The organism is Runella sp. MFBS21, from assembly GCF_029433105.1.
Lineage (GTDB): Bacteria > Bacteroidota > Bacteroidia > Cytophagales > Spirosomataceae > Runella.
The window spans coordinates 84,872-101,256 of sequence record NZ_JARNTW010000021.1 but is presented as its reverse complement, the minus strand read 5'-3'; the positions used below and the strand labels follow the sequence as shown (position 1 = coordinate 101,256).

14 protein-coding genes and 1 pseudogene are annotated in these 16,385 nt (G+C 40.5%); 4 read left to right on the top strand and 11 right to left on the bottom strand.

Annotation, left to right across the window (positions count from 1 at the left end; all coding sequences use genetic code 11):
* Positions 1-9 precede the first annotated feature (9 nt).
* From P1X15_RS26815 to P1X15_RS26770, 11 genes and pseudogenes are all read right to left on the bottom strand, one after another.
* A complete protein-coding gene (locus tag P1X15_RS26815) occupies positions 10-1,203 on the bottom strand; it encodes a di-heme oxidoredictase family protein (RefSeq protein ID WP_277341215.1) in 1,194 nt (397 codons plus the stop codon).
* 91 nt (positions 1,204-1,294) lie between these two features.
* On the bottom strand, positions 1,295-1,657 hold the full coding sequence (locus P1X15_RS26810) for a hypothetical protein (RefSeq protein ID WP_277341214.1): 363 nt from the start codon (positions 1,655-1,657) through the stop codon (positions 1,295-1,297).
* 77 nt (positions 1,658-1,734) lie between these two features.
* A complete protein-coding gene (locus P1X15_RS26805; RefSeq protein WP_277341213.1) occupies positions 1,735-2,085 on the bottom strand; it encodes a DUF3703 domain-containing protein in 351 nt (116 codons plus the stop codon).
* A 76-nt stretch (positions 2,086-2,161) separates the two neighbouring features.
* On the bottom strand, positions 2,162-4,093 hold the full coding sequence (locus P1X15_RS26800; RefSeq protein ID WP_277341212.1) for a heavy metal translocating P-type ATPase: 1,932 nt from the start codon (positions 4,091-4,093) through the stop codon (positions 2,162-2,164).
* 85 nt (positions 4,094-4,178) lie between these two features.
* Complete coding sequence (locus P1X15_RS26795; protein ID WP_277341211.1) at positions 4,179-4,802, bottom strand: hypothetical protein; 624 nt, start codon at positions 4,800-4,802, stop codon at positions 4,179-4,181.
* A 35-nt stretch (positions 4,803-4,837) separates the two neighbouring features.
* Positions 4,838-5,569, bottom strand: a complete 732-nt coding sequence (locus P1X15_RS26790; protein WP_277341210.1) for a ZIP family metal transporter — start codon at positions 5,567-5,569, stop codon at positions 4,838-4,840.
* 24 nt (positions 5,570-5,593) lie between these two features.
* Positions 5,594-6,838, bottom strand: a complete 1,245-nt coding sequence (locus P1X15_RS26785; protein WP_277341209.1) for an efflux RND transporter periplasmic adaptor subunit — start codon at positions 6,836-6,838, stop codon at positions 5,594-5,596.
* 11 nt (positions 6,839-6,849) lie between these two features.
* A complete protein-coding gene (locus P1X15_RS26780; protein ID WP_277341208.1) occupies positions 6,850-11,190 on the bottom strand; it encodes a CusA/CzcA family heavy metal efflux RND transporter in 4,341 nt (1,446 codons plus the stop codon).
* A gap of 118 nt (positions 11,191-11,308) precedes the next feature.
* Positions 11,309-11,629: a DUF6660 family protein gene (locus tag P1X15_RS32540; RefSeq protein WP_310586047.1), complete on the bottom strand. Its 321-nt coding sequence runs from the start codon at positions 11,627-11,629 to the stop codon at positions 11,309-11,311.
* A gap of 97 nt (positions 11,630-11,726) precedes the next feature.
* Positions 11,727-12,146 (bottom strand): annotated as a pseudogene (locus P1X15_RS26775) (transposase family protein); the annotation flags it as partial.
* Positions 12,137-12,634, bottom strand: coding sequence for a hypothetical protein (locus tag P1X15_RS26770; protein WP_277341207.1), 498 nt, complete (start codon positions 12,632-12,634; stop codon positions 12,137-12,139). The pseudogene P1X15_RS26775 and the gene P1X15_RS26770, both read right to left, overlap by 10 nt.
* Before the next feature lie 185 nt (positions 12,635-12,819).
* Here P1X15_RS26770 and P1X15_RS26765 point away from each other — a divergent pair, with 185 nt between their 5' ends.
* From P1X15_RS26765 to P1X15_RS26755, 4 genes are all read left to right on the top strand, one after another.
* Positions 12,820-13,380: an RNA polymerase sigma factor gene (locus tag P1X15_RS26765; RefSeq protein ID WP_277341206.1), complete on the top strand. Its 561-nt coding sequence runs from the start codon at positions 12,820-12,822 to the stop codon at positions 13,378-13,380.
* Between the two features lie 47 nt (positions 13,381-13,427).
* On the top strand, positions 13,428-14,972 hold the full coding sequence (locus P1X15_RS26760) for a hypothetical protein (RefSeq protein WP_277341205.1): 1,545 nt from the start codon (positions 13,428-13,430) through the stop codon (positions 14,970-14,972).
* A 362-nt stretch (positions 14,973-15,334) separates the two neighbouring features.
* Entirely contained in the window at positions 15,335-15,478 is a 144-nt protein-coding gene (locus tag P1X15_RS32640) for a Rieske 2Fe-2S domain-containing protein (protein ID WP_409049710.1), read from the top strand.
* A gap of 52 nt (positions 15,479-15,530) precedes the next feature.
* Positions 15,531-16,376 carry a hypothetical protein gene (locus P1X15_RS26755; protein ID WP_277341204.1) on the top strand — a complete coding sequence of 282 codons (846 nt, stop codon included), beginning with the start codon at positions 15,531-15,533 and terminating at the stop codon, positions 16,374-16,376.
* Positions 16,377-16,385 lie beyond the last annotated feature (9 nt).

Sequence of the window (16,385 nt, the reverse complement as noted above, 5' to 3'; positions counted from 1 at the left end):
GTGAGGTGATTATAGGCTTTCTAAAAATGTGATGAGTTGTTGTTGTTCAGTAGTGTTGAGGGCTTTGTACTTTTCACGACTTTTTTGGGCTTCACCCCCATGGTATGAAATAGCCTCTTCGATGCTTTTGGCTCGCCCGTCGTGGAGCAAAAATAGGTTGCCTCCTTGAGAGTTTTTGGCTAATCCCAAGCCCCAAAGTGGTGTAGTGCGCCATTCGGAAGTTTTGGCAGTTCCTTCTGTATAGTTATCATCGAGTTCTTTTCCCATGTCGTGCATCAAGAGGTCGGTATAAGGAAAAAACTCTTTGTAGGCAAGTGCCTTGATGTATGAATTACCCGTTTTTAAACTTGGACGATGGCAAGTTCCACATTGGATATTGACAAACAGTTGCTTACCTGCTTTTACATCAGCAGCATCAGTATTACGCTGAATGGGAGCTTTGAGTGTATGAAGGTAAAACACCAAATCTTCCACCTCTACGTTAGGCACTTCGGGGTCTAATTCCTTGCCAGTGTACGTGTCGTGGGGAGAATAGGTAGTCACCACACCCATGTCTTGGTTGTAGGCATTGACGGTCTGGTTGAGCAAGTTATGCGCTCCTGCTTTCCGCCCAAATCGCCCTATGTACCTACCCTCTTTGCTGATAGCATTGGTGGCAGGTTTAACAAAATCGGGTAGTTCAATCCAATTCGGAACACCCGAAATACCGTCACCGTCTTTGTCGTCAGGGTCTGCCATTTTCAGAATATCGGCATCGGGTACGGCTTCCAAAAAGCCCAAACCTGTGTTGGCAGGAGCCATAAAAGTAGCATGAGAAGCCCCTGACGGAATGTTTTCAGGCGAAAAGCCAGGAATAGCTTTGTTTTGGAGTTGAGGACCGCCGTGTGCTATGAATTTATTGCCTGTTTCATCGGTTTGCCCAAAACGTACCAAGTTGGTAAAAGGGTGGCCTTTGCCGTCACCAGCGTGGCAACTAATACAAGAATTTGAAACAAAGAGCGGTCCTAGCCCCGTAGCAGGCGTAAAATTTCGGGTAAAGGCAAGGTCTCCCCGTAAGAATTGGGCATTTTCGGTACCCGTCAGCCCTTCAATGGTTCCGTCCAGCACTTCATGTTCTTCGGGCGCAGCGGGCAATAATTTTTCGCAGGCGGTAATAGCAAAAGCGCCAAATGCCAGCAGGCATAAGTAATAAATTGGTTTCATCAGTTTGCGTATTTTTTGTTGAAAATAAAAAGGTATTCCAACCAGAACTGTACAGTACATATACTTGCTCTGGTTAGAGATAGATAGCATTTCAACAAAAAATGGGCGGGCCTCGTAGTGAGGGTGTAGCAAAAAAGGTAGTTACGAAGAGCGTTTGGTAGAAAAAAACTAAGTCGTTGATAAAACAAAATATCAACGACTTAAACGTAAAAGCTGTCAATCCTACAAAAATGGCGTTGCAAATCGTATCTAAAAGGTACAGCTCGTTAGTCGAGTGATTATTAGGCTGAAACGGGCTATTACCAACGGGCTTGTAAGGGTGAGCGTGCGAAATAATCTTCCCGTTTGCCAAGCGGTGGGCATGACGAAACAGCACATTGTTGAGTTGAATCAACAGCATAAAAACCACAAAAAAGGTGGCGATTCGTTGCCGTATGTGTACCGTGAAGAACAAGGTAGTCAGGCGATTAGAGATTTATATAAAATTGAGTATTCTTTTTAAGAAATCCAAGACTACTGTCATTAAGGTAATCATTTTAGATTGGATTCTAAAATTTGTTTCAAGTCTGGCGAAATGTCCATTGGGCGAAGGGAAGGAACATTGGCCCCACCCGTATTACCCACTGGAATCTTCCCTACAAAAGATTTAACTCCTCCTACCAATAACCTCGGAATTTGCCCCAATACTTCTTTGGTACTTTTGATATAAATACCAAATCTGAGCATCAACCAATGCACATAGGAATGTTCGAGTGGCCAAGCCTGTCCCAAAATGTGTGCTCTTTCGAGCCGATGCCATGCTTCTGATAAATTTCCTGTAGCAAAAGCGTTTTGGTAATGTTGTAATTCTTGCTGATAGTGCTGCCGCAACGATGGGGGCATACTCCAATAAAGTTTCATAGAAATGCGGCGATAAATGAGTGATAAAATATGTTGATTTTGGTATTCTATGGTGAGGTCAAACCTTTTTGCCTTGAATTCGATAAGCATTCAAAATAGCCAACAAAGCCACACCCACATCGGCAAAAACGGCTTCCCACAAAGTGGCGATACCTCCTGCCCCCAACAACATAACGGCCACTTTTACACCCATCGCCAGCAAAATATTTTGCCAAACAATTGATTTGGTGATTTTTCCGACTTTAATAGCTGAAACAATCTTGTGTGGCTGGTCATTCTGAATCACAATGTCGGCAGTTTCGATAGTGGCATCTGACCCCATACCCCCCATGGCAATGCCCGCATCGGCAAGGGCTACTACGGGAGCATCGTTCACACCATCGCCAACGAAAGCAAGTTTTTTACCCTGATTTTTAAGTTCTTGTACTTTTTCTACCTTACCCTCAGGTAGTAAATCACCGTAGGATTTCGAGATATCCAGTTTGTGGGCTACTTCTTGCACCACTGCCGACTTATCGCCCGATAGCATAACTGTTTCAATACCTAACGCTTTCAAATCAGCAACGGTTTGGGCGGCATCGTCTTTTACCTCGTCGGCAATGGTGATATAGCCAGCGTATTGATTATCAATGGCTATGACCACAACCGTTTCAACGATTTGCACCAATTCAGCGGGGTATGAAATAACGAACTTTTGCAATAGTTTCAAATTCCCCGCCAGTACTACGTTGCCATCTACCATTCCCTTCAAGCCATGACCCGATATTTCTTCTACGGCTTCGACTTTGCTATTTTGCCAATTTACCTTCTGTTCATTAGAATACTCCACCACCGCCTTCGCCACGGGGTGCGTAGAATTACTTTCAAGAGCGGCGGTTAGTTTGATAAATTCTCCTTCGGAAACTCCCCCATCGGGGGGTGGGGGGCTAACTGTTTGCACCTTAAAAACGCCCTTTGTCAGCGTTCCTGTTTTATCTGAAACGACTGTATTAATTTCGGTTAATACGTCCAAAAAATTAGAGCCTTTGACTAAAATGCCGTGGCGAGAAGCCAAGCCAATACCGCCAAAATAGCCCAAAGGAATTGAAACAGTAAGCGCACAAGGACAGGCAATGACCAAAAATACCATACCCCGATACAACCAGTCATTGAAAATATAAGGCGATACAAAAAGGAAAGGAATCAAGGTAATTGCCAATGCCAATCCAAATACAATGGGGGTATAAATTTTTGCCATACGGCTGATAAACAACTGGGTAGGAGCTTTGCGAGCGGTGGCCTCTTGTACCATTTCCAAGATACGAGAAAGTTTAGAGTCCTTGAAAGCCGTCGTTACTGTCAGTTCAATTACTTTATCTAAGTTAATCATCCCTGCCAACACTACCTCGCCAATGCGTTTGGTGTCGGGGCGAGATTCACCCGTGAGCGCTGCTGTATTGAAACTGGCGTTATCAGTCAATAAAGTACTGTCTAAGGCGACTTTTTCGCCAGGCTTCACCAAAATAGTTTCACCAATTTGCACCAATGATGGGTTAATGCTCTGCTGATTACCATTGCGTAATACTGTTACGGTTTCAGGGCGCACATCTAATAGGGATTTGATGGAACGCTTGGAGCGATTGACTGCCAAATCCTGAAACAATTCGCCAATTTCATAGAAAATCATCACGGCTACACCCTCGCTGTATTCGCCAATGTAAAATGCCCCCAACGTAGCAATGGACATGAGTGTAAACTCGTTGAAAAAATCGCCTCGGCGTAGCGAACGAAAAGCCCTTTCGAGGGTATTGTAACCAGCCAATAGGTAGGCAAGTGTCATTAAAGTAATTTCAACGGATTTGGCTACTTCTACTTTGAAAAACTGCGTGACGGCAATGAAACCCAGTAGGATTGTTAAACTCAACCACAACCGCCAGCGGCTTTGAAATAGGCTTGCTTCACCTGATTCTTCGTCGTGGTCGTGTCCGTCGTTATCGCTATGTATTGGCATTTTAACTTTTGGCGACGTGTCGCAGCAATTATCTGTTGTATGATTTTTATGACTTTGCATTTTCTTTTCCATGAAAAACGATCAGTTAGAATTCGATAAAGAAATTGAGGATGGCTAATCCAATGAGGGTTAGCCCCGTTATGAGATTTTCGTTATGTTCAAACCAGTGGGTATTGATGAGCCGAAGCCCACGCCCTGCTACCCAGACCATGATTAGCATTCCTCCGAGTGTGACCACATTATAGATAAATGCCACCAAACTCAATGCTTGCCAGCCCAATGCCCCTGCACTTAGAAAGTAAGCATTGATTTCCATACAAGGTGACAGAAACATGCCGATACAAAGCGAAAACAAAAGACCTTTGAATGATTTGCCTTTTTGTTTTTGGGTATCAATGTGTTCGTGGGCATGTTGATGTCGTAGGTGTTGCATTAGGTACCATAACCCCAACATCAGAAGCACAGCAGGAATCACGCTTTCAGCAAGTTCATGGTATTTTTCGGCTAATTCATAGCCAGCCAAACCCACAATAGTTCCTAAAATGGTAGTGCTTATGGTGTGGGCAAGACCTGACAATGCCGTTACGGTAAGGGTGCGACCTTCTGACCAGCGTTCAGTTTTGCCAATGGTAACAAAGGGTAGCCAATGGCTGGGAATCAGCGCATGTAAAATGCTCAATATCAGCGAGCCGAAAAGAATTTGGTTCATATTGTATATATTCTTAGCTTTTCAATATTTTAAAATTATGCCACCATCCCTACTAAAAGAAAGATAAGGAAACCTACAAAAAACATACTGGTTTGTAAAAGGGTTTCTTTTTCTTCGTGGGCTTCAATGAGTAGTTCTTCTGTTACTAAAAACAACAAGGCGGCTAATCCAAACGATAAAACCAATTCAAGCATTTCTTGTGATAAACGTGATAGTAGCGTAATTCCCAAAACGGCCCCCACGAAGAAAACTAAACCCAGAAGGAATAAGATAAGTAGGCTCTTTTGGTTGGAAATATTGCTTTTACTGCAAGCTAATACAACGGCCAATCCCAACGAAAAAACCTCCAATGCCAATGCCACTGATAGCAAAATACCTTCGGTATTACCTGCGGCAAAGCCTACCCCCAACAACAAACCGTCTATCACCATATCTATTCCCAATGCCACTAACAGCCCTATTGGTAAGTTATTTTTATTGCTGTTCTCTGCGCTGTTAGATTCAAGTTTTTCGGCAAAATATTTTATCAGAAGCATAGTAGCAATCCCCAATCCAAAGCCAATACCTACTTCTATGGGCTTATGTTCTTTAATAATATCAGGGAGCAACTCTACGGCAACCACCGAAAAAACTACGCCAGCAGCAAAATGCAACACCGAACTTCTAAACGCTCCACTGGGCGTTCGGAATAAGCCTGTCATTCCTCCTATTAGGATAGAAATGACAGGGATTAGGGCATACAGAAAAACTTCTGAAAACTGTGCCATCCTCTCGTTTGATATTTAAGCTACTCAATGTCCATGCTCATCTCCACCTTCGGCATTAGCAATGGACGATTGTAAATAATATGCTCCTTTTATGACGATTTTTGCACCTGTTGGAATCGTTTCCAAGGGGGTAACCTGTATATATCCTAATTGAGAGGTACCTGTTTTGACCTCTATTCGTTTGAAATGCACACCTGTATCTTCTTCATGGTTTTTCTCACTTGTACTATGTTCGTGTTTTTCTTCGGCCTCACGAATAAAAATAAACTCTTTGCCTTCGGCTTTTACAATGGCTTCGGCTGGCAGGGTATTCACATCACTATTGCCAATATCAACTAAGGCATTGACATACATTCCTGGTATTAAACCGATAGTCTTATTGTTGATGTTAGCACGAATGGCCACCGATTTGGTTTGTTTCTGAAAGGCTTTGCCAATGCTAAAAATATTGCCGATAATCTCCTTATTCCCCTGATTGGTAAGCACAAAGCGTAAATTTTGGCCAACTTGTATTTTATAAAGGTCTTTTTCGTAAACCAATAACTCAACGTACATTGCCGAATTATCTACAATCGAAAATAATGACGTATTAGCCGAAATGTTACTCCCGATTTTTACATTGATGGCGGTGATATAACCCGAAATTGGGGCGGTAATCAAAATCGTGGCAGCATTGCCATTACCATTAAGGAGTAAGTTTTGCTCTAAGATTTCAATTTGCTGTTGGGTTATTTTGATTTTGTTATTCACCAAATCAAGTTCTGAGCTGACTTTTTGAAACGTTTTTTTAGCCGTAACGTTTTCATCACTCAGTTCTTTTTGTCGGGCAAAATCTAAATCCAAAAACTCTTTGTTGACTTTGGCTTGTTGCAACTCCTCCATCAATTTTGCTTTTTCAAGGCGAAGGTTATTAAACTCCATACTCTGAAATGTGGCTATGGTTTGACCTTTCTTTACATACTGTCCTTCTATTACAGTAATGGTCTTGACTATTCCACTCATAAAAACCGACACATCTGCTTGGCTTTGGGGGGGCAGTTGAGTGTAGCCGTTAGTCGTAATGACTTCGCTGAGGTTTTTCTTCTCAAAATCCCCAAAGATAATTTGCGCTGCTTTTACTTGGGCTGGTGTAAGCTCTACCACTCCTTTTTCACCGTGGTGGTCTTCGGTTTCGGCAGTTTCCGCTTTTTTGTTGCAAGAGAAAATAATCAAAAAGGAAAGGGCAAAAGCCGTGCTTACTGAAAAAACATTTTTTATATGGAATTGCATGGTTTCAAAATTTAGTTGTTCAACAAATACTGAATATTGATGAGGTTCTGGTTCAGATTATGAATGGCTTGCAAGTAATTGCGTTGAATACTCAAAACCGTTTCTAAACCTTGTAGGTATTCCACATAACCCGCTTCGCCACTCTGGTAGGCTTTTGTAGCATTTTTGGTGATGATTTCAGCATTAGGCAAAGCCGTTTGGATATAATAATCAAGTAACGACTGATTAACTCTTTGCTCTTGAAGTTGCTGAAAAAGCTGACTACTGAGTTGATTTTTAAGGTATTCAGCATTTTTTTGTTGTAGCTGAATATCCGTTTCTGATGCTTTGATGCGTGCTTTGTAAGCCCCCCCGAAAATCGGGACACTTATACCCAATGTTAGACCGTGAAAACGGGGTACGCCATTATAATAAACCGTTTTGTCGTCAACTTGCTGACTCCCCGTGAGTGACTGTAAAAAATAGCCTGCCGAAAAATCAGGTTTTCGCAGGGCTTTCTCTACTTTATTGCTGGCCGATGCTATTTCAATTTGTTGCAATGCCATTTTTAGCATTGGATTTTGATTGATAAGCATCGAATCGCTACTGAGGAGTTTTGAGGGCAAAAACTCATTTTCGACAAGCGTAAAATCGGTATTCAGATTCAAAATGCTTTTCAATTTGATTTTTTCACCCGAAATCAAGCCTTCGTTTTGATTTTTAATTTGCACTAACTCTTGTTGCTTGGTTTCGGCAGTAGTTTTTTCCAATAAATTACTGTCGCCTGTTTTGAATTTAAGGTTTGCTGCTTTAACGAATGTTTGTAGGTAGTCGCCTTGTTTTTGGAGCAATTGATTCAAGGCAGTCAGATACAAAATGGTATTCCAAGATTGTCGAATCTGAAAAGCAATGTCATATTTGGTAGCAAACAATTTCAGTTCACTACCTTTAATATTCTCATTAATTAAGCCTCGTTTAGCTTGAAATAGAAATGGGCTAAATCCTTGTGAAATGCTAAAATTTTGGTCGAAACTGCGAGTATTATATTGCCCCAGCATGGCGTTAATGTTGGTTTTGGGCAATTCGATAGCCGTAGGTTTTAACTGATTTTGTAGTTTGATAGCTAACTCGCTGGCTTGTACAAGACCATTATTTTTAGTACCCAACTCAATGGCTTGTTGGAGATTGAGAGAAGTTTGAGCTTGCGCCTTGCCGCCCAGCAATAATCCAACTAAGACTATAAGAGGTGTGATATTTGATTTTTTAGGGACTTTTATCCCTTTTTCAAGTAGTAAGTACAAAATCGGTAAAACAATAAGGGTAAGTAAAGAGGCTGTTAATAAGCCTCCAATGACGACCGTTGCCAAAGGTTTTTGAACTTCTGCCCCTGAGCCGTTGCTTAAAGCCATAGGCAAAAAACCCATAGAGGCTACTGCCGCCGTCATCACCACAGGGCGTAGCCGCACTTTTGTGCCTTCTTTGATTCTTTCCAACACATTGTCCCAACCTTCGGCTTTGAGTTGGTTGAAATAACCAATGAGTACAATTCCGTTCAAAACAGCTACGCCAAACAAGGCAATGAAGCCAATCCCTGCCGAAATACTAAATGGCATTCCACGCAGCCAAAGCGCAAACACGCCACCAATTGCTGAAAGTGGAATAGCCGTAAAAATCAATAAGGATTGCTTGACTGAGTTGAATGTGAAGAAAAGTAATACAAAAATGAGGAGTAATGCCACTGGAACAGCCACAGAAAGGCGCTTGTTTGCTTCGACTAAATTCTCAAATTGTCCGCCATAAGTTACATAATAGCCTTCGGGTAGTTTGAGTTTAGCGTCTAATTTCGCCTGAATTTCGTTTACCACACTTTTTACATCACGACCACGAACATTCAGCCCAATTACGATTCTTCTTCTACCATTTTCTCGACTGATTTGGGCAGGACCTTGCTCAATACCTACCTCTGCTACCTGTTCCAGTGGAATTTGGTTGCCATTCGGTAGGCTCACAAAAATACTTTTTACGTTAGAAATATCTTGACGAAAATCTTTGTCTAATCGCACTACCAATTCATATCGCCTTTCGCCTTCATATACTTTGCCAGTGACTTCGCCAGCAAAACCTGTTCTAATAACTTTGTTTAAGTCGCCGACATTTAAGCCATATAAAGCCAATTTGTCAGGATTATACCGCACGGTGATTTGAGGCATCCCTGTTATCCGCTCGTCTTTTATATCCGCTACTCCTTCTATACTTCCAATTAAGCCAATGGCATTTGTAGATGTAGCAGCCAGTTTTTCTAAATCTTCTCCGAAAATCTTAATGGCAATATCGCTTCTAACACCCGTCATCAACTCATTAAAACGCATTTGTATGGGTTGTGACACTTCAAAACCTACGCCAGGAATTTGCTCCAATTCTTCTTTCATCAGATCGGCCAATTCGTAGAAATCTTTGGTAGTTGTCCATTCTTTTTTAGGTTTGAGAATGATAATCATATCCGCTGATTCGATGGGCATTGGGTCGGTGGGAATTTCGGCTGAACCAATTTTTGTAACAACTTCCACCACTTCGGGAAATTTTGTTTTCAGAATTTTCTCTAATTTGGTGGACGTTTCAATACTCATGCTCAACGAACTTCCGTTGGCGTTGCGAAAATTGATAGCAAAATCGCCTTCTTCTAAGGTTGGAATAAATTCGCCACCCATGTTACTAAAAACCAACAAAGCAATCAAAAACATCGTGACCGATACACCCAAAATTAAAGCCTTCATTTGTAGAGCTTTGTCCAGAACGGGTTTGTAGAAACGGTAAATGGTGTCAATGATTTTGTCGGAAATGTTCTTTTTATGGCTAATTGTTTTGCTCAAAAACAAAGCCGAAGCCATTGGAACGTAGGTAAGAGACAAGATAAAAGCTCCCAAAATAGCAAATGAGACCGTTTGAGCCATAGGTTTAAACATCTTTCCCTCGGTGCCAACCAATGCCAAAATGGGTAAATAAACGATGAGGATGATGATTTCGCCAAAAGCTGCACTACTCCTAATTTTGCTTGATGCGCCCAAAACTTCTTCATCCATCTGTTGGGCAGTTAATCGCCCTTCTTTATTGAGATGTAGCCGATGAATAACCGCCTCAACAATAATGACAGCACCATCTACAATCAACCCAAAATCTATTGCTCCCAAACTCATCAGGTTGCCACTTACGCCAAATAGATTCATCATAATGACGGCAAAAAGCAGTGCCAAAGGTATCACAGAGGCTACTACCAAACCTGCACGCCAGTTGCCAAGTAACAAAACCAAGACAAAAATGACAATCAAAGCTCCTTCGAGTAGGTTTGTCTGGACTGTTCCGATGGCATTATTTACTAATTTGGTACGGTCTATAAATGGTTCTAAGGCAATGCCTTCGGGCAATGATTTTCGAATTTGCTCAACTTTCTCTTTGGTACGATTTACAATAGCGGAAGAATTTTCGCCTTTGAGCATCAATACCATTCCGCCTACTACCTCTCCTTTGCCATCTTTGGTAACTGCGCCATATCGCAAAGCCGAACCTTCCTGCACTTTTGCCACATCTCGAATCAAAATAGGAATACCATCGTTGTTTTTTACTACTATTTTTTCAATATCAGGGATAGATTTCACCATTCCCAAAGCCCGGATAAAATAGACGTATGGTTGTTTATCTATATAAGCACCACCAGTATTTTCGTTGTTTTTTTCAAGGGCATCAAAAACATCAGTAATGGTAATGTTCATGCTTTTTAGGCGGTCAGGATCAACTGCAATTTCGTATTGTTTGAGGCTACCGCCCAAGGTGGTAACTTCGGCAATGCCTGACGTACCCAACAATTGAGGTTTTACAATCCAGTCTTGAATACTTCGTAGTTTGGACGCACTATACTGCTTTTCAAAGCCTTTTTTTGCGTAAATCACATATTGGTAAATCTCACCTAAACCGGTACTGATAGGTGCTAATTCTGGTGTGCCTATACCTTTCGGAATTTGCCTTTCGGCCTCTTTTAGTCTTTCACTTATTTGAGTTCTTGCCCAATAAATGTCCACACTTTCCTCAAAAACTAAGGTAATCACACTTAGTCCAAAACGACTAAGTGAACGCATTTCTACAATGCGTGGGACGGTTTTCATGGTTTGCTCAATGGGATAGGTAATAAACTGTTCTACCTCTTGCGTAGCTAAGGTAGGGGCATTAGTAATGACCTGAACTTGATTATTGGTAATATCAGGCAGGGCATCAATTGGTAGTCGGCTGAGGTTGTAAATACCTACTAAGACCAGTGCCATCGTAAATAAGCCTATGATAAACTTATTTTTGATTGAGAATTGAATGATTTTATCTAACATTTCTAATGAATCTAATTTTGAAAAATTCATACAGGCGGTGTTCCGCAAGTGCCATAAACAAATACCCCTATTGATAGGTAGCTATCAACAGGAAGAAATGGCCATAAGACTTTCAAAATTAGATTTTGGGCGGTTGCCAGATATTTCCGTAGAAATTAGAAAAGAAAGAATCGTTGTGGAAGGCGATTTTTACTTTTTGGGTAAAAAAGGAGGTTCGATTTTCAGGAACTAATACAGGAAAGTGAAAGCTAAATGCAATGTTTGAGCCACAACAAGTACAGAAAGGAGAACAACATTTTGTGTCTCCCTGATGGTCAGCGTGGTTGCTTTGTGAAGATGATGCTTTTCCATTATTCATTCCATGGCAGGCATCATCTTCACAAGGGAGACCTGACAGCACCAATACATAAATGGATAATATGACAGCTAAAATTTTCACATGACAAATGTACGTTAAAATATTGTGCAACAAGGTTTCATATATAATTCATATTCTAAAAAAGTATTAGAGTTGTGTTAAATTGATAATCAGGGTTTTAGGTTATAGTAAAATTCCAAAGAGCGGCACAAACACCAACAATTACGTTTCGAGTGTTTTCGGATTTTAAAGTACAGCGGTAAACGAGAATTTTATATCTTTTCATACCTCCAATGCTATGTTCTATGTAAATTCTCTCTTTACCCACTTGTTTATTATATCGAATTTGTTCCTGCGAGAGTTGATTGGATTCCCCTTTTTTTACTCGTTTCTTTTTGTGAGGGATAACCAACTCTGAAAATGTATATAAATCAGCTATTGCTTGGAAACCTAAATCCAAACGAGTACGAAATTTGGCAAACCATTTTTGTTGATAAGGAAACTCTTGTTTCAAAATTGTAAAATCATGTACTTTTCCTTTATATGTTTTACTAACATAATGAATTATTTTGTTTTTACCGCTGATTATCAATTCTTTATAGGGGTGTTTCTTTTTTTTGCACTGTACGACTCTTTTTGATTCTCGTTGCCTTGTGGGCGATTAATAGCTTGCTCAGAAGCATCAATCAAAAGACTTTCGATACCTAAAAAGTAAGATTCAAACTCTTCAACACTGGAAAAAGAATGTTTGGGCATAGCACCTAAATCGGTGAGAATGTCGCTCAAATAAGAAAGATATTTCTCAAAATTTAACCTCGCATTGCTGGCATCAGTGTGAATCAATAACCCTAAACTATCATAATTGAGGCTATTTTTGAGTTGAAAAAGTACATAAAAAACACAATCTTCATAGGTTGGAAGCAGCAAAGTTGTTGCTAAGTTTGAGGCATTTTCCCGTAGGCTTATGCCGTTTTTTTTTTGATAGGCTTGTGAAAACTTGCTTACCAAAATATGAAATTTGGCTTCTGTTAAGCCAATTGTGCCTCGCCATTGGCGGTCACTGCGGATATGTTTGTAGCTAATCATGGCTCAAATATAACTCTATTCATCTAAAATATTGATAATCAATTGACTACAACTCTATTATACATAGACTTTTTTCTGGTGTAAAATTACTTATCCAGAATTTCTACAAATTTCAATCGCATTATTGCAGTTCTTACCCAACCTTTCCTTGCTCAAATGCAACTAACATAATAGAACTACCTCAAATGCTATTGACCGAAGAACAGCAACTTATTCGTGCCTGTTTAAATGGCAACGGGTCTGCTTTTGAAGCCTTGTATCGCCGTTTTGCTGCCAAAATGTTGGCGGTTTGCCAGCGCTATGCCCACGACAAAGACGAAGCTAAGGATTTGTTGCAGGAAGGCTTTATCCAAGTTTTTGAATCATTGCATAAATTTAGAAACGAAGGGTCGTTTGAAGGATGGATTAGACGAATTATGGTTCTAACAGCCCTTGAACAGTACCGAAAAGATACTAGACAGCGAGAAAGTTATGGGGGTAGTATTGAAAATATTCATGAAGAATATCATCCTATTTCTGCGGATGATATTTATTCTCAAATGAGTTTTGATGAATTGATCGCCATGATACAGGAATTGCCCCCTGCATATAAAATAGTATTTAATCTGTACGTTTTTGAAGGAATGAAGCATGAAGAAATTGCGCAAAAACTGAATATTTCGGTTGGAACGTCCAAATCGAATCTATCAGATGCGCGACGAATTTTGCAGAAAAAGATAGAAAGAGTAATGCTTAATCTAAATTAGCGAACATTTGTTGAATTTTTTATTGGACTTTTAATTATTGATTAGCTATGGCTGATTTCAATGAAGACGAAATAGACAAGGGTTTCCGCCGAGTAATTGAAGGTAAAAATGTGGAACCTCCTGGGTCGCTGTGGGCGAATATCCGAATTTCGGTACTCGAACGTCAACTGATTCGCTATCAGTGTGTAAATCTATGGCTTAAAGGTACTGTAGGTGTGTTAGCGACTCTTTTAAGTGGAACGGCCTTTTTGTACTTGACTCAAAACGACTCTCCTTTGGCGCAGAAAGAGGTGGTGACTACCAGAAAGACAGATACAGTTTATTTGACGAGAACTGAAAGGGTTTTCGTGAATCGCCCCGTAGTTGTATATGCTGAAAATTTGCATGCTAAAACAAACGAAATCAATCCTAATTTTAATAAAAAGGAACAGAATTACGAAATCATTACACCTGACAATAACCCAGCCGAAGACGACAAACACGGCTTAGATAAAGAACAAATTACTCAAAATGACTTGATAATAAGTACAAAGCAGAATAACCAAGGAAGAATCAAAAATAAATTAGGCATTACGCATAGTAAAAAGTCAAATCATTTTGAACAAGATAATCAAACCAAAAACCAAGTTGGCAATGAGCAAAACAATACGTCATTACTCCAGGAGAGTTCGCTCAGTAGTCGTGAAAATGAAGAAAAGGCTGCTCTTGATTTTAAGACTTTTACAGTAAACTATTTAGAACCACTACCCATAACTCCAAACGCCCCATTAGGCATACCTTCAATAAAATATCACCCAAACATTAAAACTGCACTAAAACTACCCAAAGTCAGAACGCCATTATTAGATAGGCTTTCGTTATCAAGTTATGTGTCGCCGGAATGGAATGGAATTGATGTGCGGCGAAATGAGCCAAAGGCATTTAATTATGGTGACGAAGAGTTACAGGCAGGCATAACGGCTGGATTACGAGCTGGAATACGGCTTTCTGAAAAATGGCAGTTGCTGGCGGGAGTAGAATTTAGCGGGGCAAGTTTTGATGACCGAAATCTTCGACAAATATTGACTGCCGAAGCTATCAATGACAGATTTGGCTATATATATCGAACGGCCTTGGGTAAGGTGGAAATTCCAGCAGAAAAACTTTCTGTCCTTGCCCAATCGGGCAGTGTAGTTGGGATAGAGATACATGAGCCAATTCAAAGATACGTGATTAACGTGCCGTTATTGGTTCGCTACAATGTATGGGATAAACAGTTTAGATTCTTGAATCAAGTGCCTATTAAACTCCAATTTTATGGGCTATTGGGAGGATACTCGCAACTACCTATTCTGCAAGAAGGTAAAATAGAGGTTTTTGAAAATTCGGGACGGGAGTTTACAGCCGAGCTGACGAATTTTCAAAATTTACGTAATTCTTATGGCGTAAATTTAGGGGCTGGGGTTGAATTGGGAATAGGGAAACATTTTAATCTATTTGCTGAACCCAACTACTCACAAGGTATATCGAGCTTGGTGAGAGAGATGCCCATACGCTCAGTCGTGAGTAGTTTTGGCGTAAAAATGGGAGCTAAGTGGAATTTTGGGAAATGACAAAAAAAATGTTTTTTTGACCACTTACCCAACCTTTCTTTTACAGTTTACAACTTACTAATAGAAGGCATTTAAAACACAGCTACTTTTTCAATTTAAGACAAATAAGTAAAATGGAAATCAATAAAAAATTAAACTGTAACAAGTTTTTAAAAAGTATTGGTCTGAAAGGGACGTTACTGTTAGCGGTGTATTGTGCCGGTGAAACGTTAACTTCATGCAGCAGTGGAGGCGTTACCCCAAGCAAGTAGCCCAGTTGATTTTATCATTGACTTAAGTAGCTTTAATAATGCTGCTTTGTCTAAAGTGGGCGGTTATCTCATTCAAAACACGACGGTAGTTGCGCAGGTGAGTCAGGGGGGATATACGTAGCAGTTACGCAGATTTGCAGTCATGAAGGACAGCGACAGGTTATTTACCGAAACGGAGAACTTTACTGCACAGCTCATGGTGCCAGATTTACGACCACAGGTAAGGGCTTAAACAGTGAAGGTGAAATCAATTGAATAATACTTCATTACGTATCTTTTCTTAATTTTTATTTTTAAAACAAACATCATGAAAACAAACAATTTGCTTGTGGCTACTGTCGTAGGGTTGCTTTTTACGTCCTTTTCGTTTGGACAGACCACCCCACAAATACTGCCCGAAAATCCAACCCCAAAGGTAGAAGCCAAACAATCAGAAAAAATGAGTACGCTTTTTTCGGGGGTAAAAAATCCGCTTAAAAAACTCCATCATTTAGGATTGTCGGTGGGTTCAGAAATTATCTATGGTGGTTTGGCGGGTCAATTTACGCCCATGGCGGGAGTATTGGGAATGTTGCACCTCAACAAAAAATGGGGTATTGGTTTGGCAGGGTACAGCACCATTGACGACGGTTTTGCTCCTACTAAATTGAACAGTACCAAAGCCCTCAGCCTGAGTAATATGTATGGCGGCCTCAAACTCGAATATACCCCCAAACCCGATGGCGTTGTTCATGTTTCGTTTCCTTTGTTGATAGGGGGCGGCATGGCCAAAATAGATTCCATTGGCAACGAAAAAGGTCAAGATATCGACAACAATAGTGGAAGGCACAACGAAAATGAAGCCAACCGGAGAGATAAAAACTACGGTGGCGATGTGTCTTATTTCGTTATTCAACCAGGTATTAATGTAGAGGCTAATATGTTCAGATATGCCAAAGTATTCTTAGGATTGAGTTATCGTATAGTACCTACCGTCATGGCAAAAACGATGACCATGACCATGACAACTTCCATGACTATGTTGCCTACCCCTACTGCAGCGCAGTTGAGTGGCCTTAATGTTACGGCTGGGGTTCGAATAGGTTTGTTTGACTACGCCCTGCACCAGCCACGGAAATCAAAAATTAAAAAATACAGACAATCTAAAAATTAATTCATATTT

Bases quoted from the DNA above. Each gene is read 5' to 3' on its own strand.
- P1X15_RS26770 (WP_277341207.1), bottom strand. From the start codon at position 12,634: ATGATTAGCTACAAACATATCCGCAGTGACCGCCAATGGCGAGGCACA.
- P1X15_RS26780 (WP_277341208.1), bottom strand. From the start codon at position 11,190: ATGTTAGATAAAATCATTCAATTCTCAATCAAAAATAAGTTTATCATA.
- P1X15_RS26805 (WP_277341213.1), bottom strand. From the start codon at position 2,085: ATGCCCCCATCGTTGCGGCAGCACTATCAGCAAGAATTACAACATTAC.
- P1X15_RS26765 (WP_277341206.1), top strand. From the start codon at position 12,820: ATGCTATTGACCGAAGAACAGCAACTTATTCGTGCCTGTTTAAATGGC.
- P1X15_RS26755 (WP_277341204.1), top strand. From the start codon at position 15,531: ATGAAAACAAACAATTTGCTTGTGGCTACTGTCGTAGGGTTGCTTTTT.
- P1X15_RS26790 (WP_277341210.1), bottom strand. From the start codon at position 5,569: ATGGCACAGTTTTCAGAAGTTTTTCTGTATGCCCTAATCCCTGTCATT.
- P1X15_RS26815 (WP_277341215.1), bottom strand. From the start codon at position 1,203: ATGAAACCAATTTATTACTTATGCCTGCTGGCATTTGGCGCTTTTGCT.
- P1X15_RS26760 (WP_277341205.1), top strand. From the start codon at position 13,428: ATGGCTGATTTCAATGAAGACGAAATAGACAAGGGTTTCCGCCGAGTA.
- P1X15_RS26800 (WP_277341212.1), bottom strand. From the start codon at position 4,093: ATGCCAATACATAGCGATAACGACGGACACGACCACGACGAAGAATCA.
- P1X15_RS26795 (WP_277341211.1), bottom strand. From the start codon at position 4,802: ATGAACCAAATTCTTTTCGGCTCGCTGATATTGAGCATTTTACATGCG.
- P1X15_RS26785 (WP_277341209.1), bottom strand. From the start codon at position 6,838: ATGCAATTCCATATAAAAAATGTTTTTTCAGTAAGCACGGCTTTTGCC.